Origin of the sequence: Prosthecobacter sp., assembly GCF_044373815.1 — a bacterium.
GTDB lineage: Bacteria > Verrucomicrobiota > Verrucomicrobiia > Verrucomicrobiales > Verrucomicrobiaceae > Prosthecobacter.
Window position 1 is genome coordinate 20,530 of the sequence record NZ_JBIPNG010000023.1, and the last position, 8,127, is coordinate 28,656.

Annotated in this window: 4 protein-coding genes and 1 pseudogene; all 5 read right to left on the minus strand. The window is 57.3% G+C overall.

Going from position 1 to position 8,127, the window contains the following annotated elements:
* Position 1: 1 nt before the first annotated feature.
* On the minus strand, positions 2-1,531 hold the full coding sequence (locus ACIREA_RS03595; protein WP_397380635.1) for an N-6 DNA methylase: 1,530 nt from the start codon (positions 1,529-1,531) through the stop codon (positions 2-4).
* A complete protein-coding gene (gene hsdR, locus ACIREA_RS03600; protein ID WP_397380637.1) occupies positions 1,503-4,877 on the minus strand; it encodes a type I restriction-modification system endonuclease in 3,375 nt (1,124 codons plus the stop codon). The genes ACIREA_RS03595 and hsdR overlap by 29 nt, the downstream gene beginning before the upstream one ends.
* A 345-nt stretch (positions 4,878-5,222) precedes the next feature.
* Entirely contained in the window at positions 5,223-5,996 is a 774-nt protein-coding gene (locus ACIREA_RS03605) for a DUF932 domain-containing protein (protein WP_397380639.1), read from the minus strand.
* An 86-nt stretch (positions 5,997-6,082) separates the two neighbouring features.
* Complete coding sequence (locus ACIREA_RS03610; protein ID WP_397380641.1) at positions 6,083-7,507, minus strand: DNA polymerase III subunit beta; 1,425 nt, start codon at positions 7,505-7,507, stop codon at positions 6,083-6,085.
* A gap of 92 nt (positions 7,508-7,599) precedes the next feature.
* Positions 7,600-8,127, minus strand: a pseudogene (locus ACIREA_RS03615) (DNA ligase); the annotation flags it as partial.

Genomic DNA, 8,127 nt, shown 5'->3' on the forward strand with positions numbered 1-8,127 from the left:
CTCACGCCTCTACCTCCTCAACGTCTTCACCCAGCTCCGTGAGGATGCCGCGCAGGTCGTTCATGATGGCTTCCATTTCGAACATCGCGCTCGTGGCGAGGACGGCGGGCTCGGGGAGGTCTGCGCTGGATTCGGTGCTGTCGTCTTTGAGCCAGGCGATGTCGAGGCTGTCGTCCCGCTGGTCGATCCAGTCGCGGGTGAATTTACGGAAGCGGCCGGTTTCGCCGGTGTCTTTGCGTTTCTTCAAGGAGGCGGGGCTGCCGAGGGGATCTTTGCCGAAGGCGGTCTCGAACTCAGCGAAGTGCTCGCGGGTGAGCGGGGTGCGTTTGCCATACTGCGGCATGTTGGCGCGGAGGTCATAGACCCAAACTTCTTTGGTGTTGCCCTTGTCGGTCTCCCCACGAGTTAAGAAGAGGACGTTGGTCTTCACGCCCTGGGCATAGAAAATGCCGGTGGGGAGACGGAGGATGGTGTGCAGGTTGCACTTCTCCATAAGGTCCCGGCGGATGTCTTTGCCGACGCCGGACTCGAACAGAACATTGTCCGGTAGGACGACGGCGGCGCGTCCGCCGGGGGCGAGGCCACGGTAGATGTGCTGTACGAAGCAGAACTGCTTGTTGCTGGTGGGAAAGGTGAAGTCATCGCGGGTGGGCAGGCCGCCGCCTTTTTTGGTGCCGAAGGGCGGGTTGGAAAGATTCAGCGTGGCCTTGGGCAGGGCCTGCCCCTCGGGCGAGAGGGTATCGCCATAAAGGATGCCGCCGTCGATGCCGTGGAGCATGAGGTTCATGAGGGCGAGGCGGTGGGTGTCCTGCACGTGCTCCATGCCGTGGAAGGTGTTCTTTTGATACTTCCGCTGCTGGGCCTCGGTGAGGCTGTCGAAGTCATTGTGGGTGCGCAGGTAGTGATTCGCGGCGATAAGGAAGCCGCCGGTGCCTGCGGCGGGGTCCTGGATGACATCGTCCAGCGTGGGCTTCATGACCGAGACCATGCTATCGATGAGCGGGCGCGGAGTGAAGTACTGGCCTGCGCCGGACTTCTTCTCGTTGGCATTCTTTTCCAGCAGGCCTTCATACATGTCGCCCAGGCCTTCCTGCTTGGCGGAGTACCAATCCAGCTTGTCGATCTCGGTGACGAGGGTGGAGAGGGTGGTGGGCTTCTTGATAAAGGACGAGGCGTTGGCGAAGATCTCCTTGGCCAGCTTGGACCCATTTCCGCCGAGGTGGATGAGGGCGAGCTTGTAGAACTGCAGGCGGTCCGGCGCGGCCTTGGCCTCCAGATCCGCCCAGCGGTAGCCCGCAGGAATCTGATCCTCCGTGCCGGTCTCCTGCGCCATCTTGAGGAAGAGGAGGTAGGTGAGTTCGGTGACGTATTGGTGGTAGGTCACGCCGTCGTCCTTGAGGACGTTGCAGAGGTTCCAGAGTTTGCTGACGATGTCGTGGGTCACGGCAGGGAAAGAGGGGGAGAAGAGGAGATTTTGGGACTGGGAGAGAGAGGAGCGGGCATCATGCCGCTGGTTGCCAAACGGTGTCATTGAAAGTTTCGAGAACTTGCTGAAGCTGGCCTTCGAAGAGCTTGTCGAGCCGCTTGAAGCCGCCGCCTTCGGTGAAGATGAAATCTTTTTCCATTGCGGCGCGGTCCACGATGAGATTGGCCTTGGTTTGGGCGGCGAGTTTTTTCAGCCAGTCACGCTGCTGGGTGCTCCAAGCGCGGGAGGCGAGCATGGTTTGCAGGGCCTCGTCCACGCGCTGGCCGTAGGGTTTGAGCGGATCGCCCAACGCAGCCTGACGGATGTATCCGATGATGCGGGCTGCGATGTCCTGATTCGTCATTTCCTTCCACGCGATGGAAAGGTTCGTCTCGGAGAAACCTGCTTTGTCGAGTTCGTATTGTAGTTCGCGAAGCTGGGCGCGGGTCAGCTCACGTGGACGCGTGACGACGGTCATGAGGGCGGGCAGCTTGTTCCCTTGCGTCTGGATGAATGCCTTGAACTCCTGGAGGTAATCCTCGGGCTTTTTACCTGCTCCATACCCACGTTCAGCGACAATGAATTTGTCCTCATGGCCGGAGATGAAGACGGGATTCGACGGCCCATCGGACTTGCGGTCGAGAATCTCGCCGAGATCCTGGTGCCCGAGAAACCAGGCGGCCACCTGATCCAGTGGCAGCTTTTGCAGGTGCTTCACGAACTCGTCGGGGGTCATGCCCGCCTTGGCCTCGAAGTCACTGGCGGCACGCTCGGAGAGGTGGCGCTTTTTGCGTTGGAGCTTTGAAATAAACTGATCCCGCACCAAGCTGCGAGCCTCCTCGGTGCCGACGGTGGTGAGTTCCTGCGCAAGCTGGGTAAAGCTGATCGTCGGATCGACAACGACCGGTTTCATGGCGGTCAAGTTCTCCAACGCCTCGTAGAGCCGAACGGCATCATAGATGCGAAAGGTGTCCTTCCCGATGTCATCACACTGCCGCGTGGCACGCCCAAGCATCTGGTCAAACAGGATGCGGCTGTTCACCCGGCGCAGGAAGACGAGATTGCAAATCTCCGGCACATCAATGCCGGTGGTGAGCAGATCGACCGTGACTGCGACATTCGGATTCCGCTCGTTTTTATAACGACGCAGGAGCTTGAGCGGCTTGTCGGCGGCACCAGTGATTTTGATGACGGCGTCGTCATCCACACTGCCCCAGACTTTGACAAAGGCCTTCTTCAAGAGATCGACCACGAGGTCCGCATGCACGTCCGTGGCGCAGAAAATGAGCGTCTTCTTCCGCGAGGCCGGATCAAGCTCCCCGGCCAGGTAGTCGCAGACGACGCGGTTGAAGGATTCGGTGATGACCTTTTTGTTGAAATTATCGACCTCGATTTTGATCTCGTCGGGTGCCTTGAAGAGTTCGATCTCGCCGTCTTTGTTTTTATACACCTGCACGTCCTCGCCCTTCTTCCAGACGATGCCTTTCTCAGACAGTTCCGTCTTGATGGTGACAGGGGGCTCGTGGTCGATGAGATGGCCGTCGATGACCGCCTCCCGGTAGCTATAAGTATAGACCGGCGGGCCAAAGATCTCCGTGGTGTGCAGCGCCGGCGTGGCTGTGAGGCCGATCTTCACGGCATCGAAGTAGTCGAGCACGCGGCGGTATTTGGAGATGTAGTCGTCGTAGCTGCGGAAGCTCATCTCGGTGTCCGACAGCTCACGATCCAGCAGGTAGCCGCGATGGCACTCATCGACGATGATGCAGTCGTATTGATCCACGGTAGGCGGCAAGAAGCCCTCTGATGGATTGAGCACGCGTGCGACCATGCCCTGAATCGTGGCGATGTGGACGGCGGTGGCGGTATCGGGAGAGGCTTCGTCGATTTCCTTGATGCCGAATGTGTCGGCAAAGGATTGCAGGCTCTCCATGCGCGTGTCTTTGAAGGCATTGGCCGCCTGCTCGCCCAGGGCGGAGCGATCCACGAGGAAGAGAATGCGGCGGAAGCGTTTCGTCTTCAGCAGGCGGTAGATGAGGGCTATGCAGGTCTTCGTTTTGCCAGTGCCGGTGGCCATGGCTAGAAGGATGGCACGTTTGCCTTCGGCAATCCCAGCCTCCGTCTTCAGGATGGCGCGCTGCTGATAATCACGGACGACAAAACCGTAATCGAAGTTCTCTGTGGCGAGCTGGGCATGGGCGCTGGCTTCATCGCGCTTCAGGAGTTCGGTGAGACCTTCCGGTGAATACCAGCCATCGAGGACATGGCCGAGATTGTCCGGGCGGCGCAGATCGCAGAACCAGATTCCACTGTGCGTCTCCAACTGCCGCAGGAAGGGGCGGCCATTGGCAGCGAAGATGAACGGCAAGCGGAACTCGTGCTGTGCGCCCCAGTTCGTGGGGTGCATCTCGGTTTCCTCGCATGGCTGAAATCCACGGGCATAACGCTTCGCCTGCTGGAGGGAGGCGGAGACATTGACGTTCTTGCGCTTGGCTTCGACCGTCGCCATTGGCGTAAGGCCGACAAACAGAATGTAGTCGGCAGGGCCGGTGTCCGTGGGCCATTCGGCGATGGCCAAGTTCTTGCCCTTTTGTGGGCGCCCACTTTTCGAGTACCGCAGGTTTTCCGAATCGACGATCCAACCCGCCTGTCGCAACTGGCTGTCGATGAGTTTCCGCGTGGCAGCTTCATCGAGCACTACATTCTTCGCAGCCTCGTTGGAGGCTTTGACGAAGACATCGACCTTGGCGGGCGGTTGAGCGATGGTCTCCGCCTGCTGGGCAGCGAGGCGGTCTTTGAGCGCGTTCTTTTCCGCCTCCACCTCGGCGGCCATTTGCTCCCAGAATGCTTGCTCGCTCTTCGCGGCCTTCAGTTGGGCCTCGGTGGATTCAAGAAGCTGCGTCTTTTCCTGATGCGCGATTTGGTAATTCGCGAGGGCTTTGGAGAGAGAGTCCAACTCCGTGCGCAGATCGTCGGTTTCGTCCTCCGGCGGCTGAGGCGGGATGAAGGGGCCGGATTTGAACTTCGGGTCCTTGAACGTGCGGTGAAACCAGACGCCGATCTGCCATGCGAGTTTCAGGGTGGTGAGGGCGGCCTTGTGATCGCCTGACAAGGCATGATTCGCCGCATTCCCTGAGCGGCGGACTTCGCCAAAGAGCTGAAAAATCTCACGCGGCAGGATGCCCTGATCCCGCAAGCGCCCAAGCAGCTCATACTGGCCGTCTCCTGGCCTGTCGAGCAGTCCCACATGACTGGCAACGATCTGCGTCATGACTTCTGCGAGCTGGCGCAGCTTCAGCAGGCAGGTGTTCGGGTCCTCCGCGAAATACCGCTCCGCCAGCATGCCCAGCTTTAGAAGCTGCTCATCGTGCTCCTTGAGGTGGGTGAAGTTGCTTTGGAGGACTGTGGCGGGCATGTGAATTTCACCTATCAAAGCCGCGAGTGATGCTGATGGCAAGGAGTGCCGCTCAATTGCTCCCCGTAATCTGACATCAAGCCCCCTCTGTTTGCCATGCCGGAATCCACGCATTCAAATCGAACCCAGCGATCTTGCTCAAACATGCCAGTTCCTTGAGCCAGCAGTCGGCACGCTTCTCAATGGTGTCCGGATTCTTTTGAAAGTGAACGCATTCGGGTGGTCGGGCGTAATGCTGGCGGGATTTTGGAATATTACCAAATGGGGTGCGTTGGATACAACGGTACCAGCTAAAGAAAAGAGCCCCTGTTCGCGGATAAACCGAAAACAGGAACTCTTCCCCTTTCAGGCGCTCAGGCCAACGTGCGTATCCAGCAGCCCGTGAAGGGCTTCTGTGCGTTTGGGCAGCTCAGCCAGGTTGCCCTTGAGGCTCTCTGTGAACGCGTTAAACAGCGACCAGACGTTCCTCCCGTCAAATGCATCATGGGAAGGCTCGCGCCATTCATGCAACACGTCAGGGATCAAACGATTGGAGCACACGCCAACGTCCACAGAGCGAATGAGCAGGTCATGGGCTTGCACTTCACTGATCTCTGCTTCTTTGTAGGCGGCGATGCGCTTGTCCTGATCGTGCCATTTTGCGAGCACGAGGCCAATGGAACGTGACACCAATTGCGGCAGGTCGCGATTGATGAACCGGGTGTGTTTGCGTGCGAATTTGATCTCTCCAGAAAAGGAAAGATTATCGCAAACGAAGACCGAGGCCCCAGCGACAATACCGGCAGGGAACGTTTTATCGTGGCTGTTTCGAAGACCCAGAACCCAGCAATAATCGTCGTTGGATTTCTGGGCATGCACTTCCATCAAACCAAAATAGCGCATACCATCGTGCGTGAGGCTGTGAGCTTGAGTGCCGATGCGAAGGTTGGTGGTCTTGAGGGTGTTTTGAACCTGGCTGATGAGCTGGTGATGAGGGATCGGACACCAGCTATTTGTGGAGCGCGGTGTCCTGACTTTACGCACTTCATCCAGGTCCACGTTTTGTGCGCCACAGTGGAGGATGAGGTTGGGTGTTTTACGGGTGGCGATGACCGGGTGAGGATCGAGGTTAGCAATCATGGTGTTGATTTCCTTTTTGGTTATGAAAAAGCCCATGCCCCTCAATGAAGAAGGACATGGGCTTGGGTTTTGTCGTTGGGAATAGACTAGATCTTCATTCCTTGGATGGAGCGAAGCGTGGAACGAACAGACTGCATTTCACGTGCGCTGGCCTTCTGGTCGCGGTTGATGCCTTTGAGCTTGAGCGACAGATCGCGCAGCAGGTTGAAGCCCTCGTTGAACTTGTCACGAATGATCAAGGTCATGTCGATGGCTTCTTCCACTGGTGTTTTCTGATCGTTAGAGGGTGCCGGTCCTTCAGAGGTGGGGTTCGTAATCATGGGTGTTGGTTTGGGTGGTGGAACATGCAGACGAGGTGCCGGTATGTTCACGGGTTTGGGTTGCTGGGTTTGTGGCTGGCCGGAATCCATGCGCAGAGGCATGACGATCATTTGCTTCGCTTTGGTGTGGAACCTGAGCGGATGCATTGAATCGACCAGGCTGATTGTGTTCATCCCGTAGCCGAAGGCTTTGATGAGGAACCGACGACTGAGGAAGATGCTCATCTCTGGGCCTTTTGCTTGGACGTCAGAGACAGGGACTCGGGTCCATGGCTCGTTGTCGCTGTCTTTGCCGAGGAGCAGGAATTGACCATCTCTCCATTCCAGTCCGATTGTTTGGTATCGGTCTGGGTCGTGACAAGGAATGCGCTGAACCAGTTTGATGAGCGTTTCCAGCTTTGATGGGTCCAGGGTGATGTGTGTCTTGTCGTCGGCTGGATTTGGAACCGTTTGCCGCCAGTTGGGATATTTGCCCTGAATCTGACGGGTGATGAACCTCCAGCGTCTTGATGAGAGCTGGATGTTGTCGCTATCGGCTTTCATCTGCCATTCACCGTCCTGATTGAACTCCTTCCATTGGAGGAATTTGTGTGACGGGATGAGCACCGAGAGCTTGATTGGCAGGGTGAACGAATTCGCACTGTAGAGGTGCTTCCCGTCCGTCCCTACCACATTGAACGCCTTGGGGTTGCTGGCGTCGATGAAGGCACCATTGAGGATGTAGCGGGTTTCATCGGAGCTGGCACATTCAAGAGCCTGATGGAGCGATTCTCGAACGGCTGGAGGCAACGGAACAGCTTCGGTCTTGATGCGTGGAACCTGCGGGAATTGATCCACAGGAAACGGTTTGACCTTGGAAGCACCGAGGTTGTTGGCCAGGGCGAATTTGATGACGGTTCCTTCAGGTGTGGTTTCAATGAGAAGACGTTCCTCTTTGCTGCAGTTCTTGGAGAACTGCAGGAGATGGTCGTATGGGACGAGCACAGCGACGGGAGGGCCTTCGGCGGGGTGTTCGAGACGCAGGGTGACGAAACGGTCGAGATCAGTGCCGGTTATGGCGATCCATCCGTCTGACGTGCGCTCTACTTTGACATGGTGCAGGACGGGCAAGGTGGCTTTGGTATTGAGGACCTTGCCGATACCTGTGAGTGCGGCTTTGAGCTCCGCTATGGGCAGGGCGATGGGGTTCATGTGTGTTTGGGGTTGTGGGTTGAACGCAAAAAGCCCATGAGCCGGTGAGGGACACATGGGCTTGATGGTGGGGGGAGAGCTTGTGAAAACTTTTACACAGGCTCGGGTTCAGCTTTTTTGTATTTGAGCTGAGTGGTGGTGCATTCGTCGGATCGAATGTCCTCACGCAGTCCCAGGTAAACAGGCTGGTAGATGGAGCCTGATTCCTTGAACGCGTAAAGGTAACGACATTCCACGACAGAGCCCGGTGAAGGCATGTCGTGGTTGGGTGGGATGGTGACGTTGCCAGCAGGACGCACCTTTTCTCCGTCAAACAGGATCAATGAGACGCTGCGCTTGTCATTCACCTTGGCGACAATGAATGAAGCAGTTTCCACGAACTTGTATTTGAGTTGTGGGCCTCCGGCGTTGGGTCTGCCAGGGGTGTAAGGTGCATGCTTGTTTTTGAACACCACCCCTTCCCTGCCTTCGGCCCTGAGCTGTGTGAACCAGTTCATCAATCCAGGAGCCAGTTGTGATGGCACTTTATGGATGTTGGGATGGTCGAAGGCGTAGAGCATGTCACGCAGCCGGAAATACCGAACTGAATATGCCATGGGCCGCAGATCTTCAGGACCGAT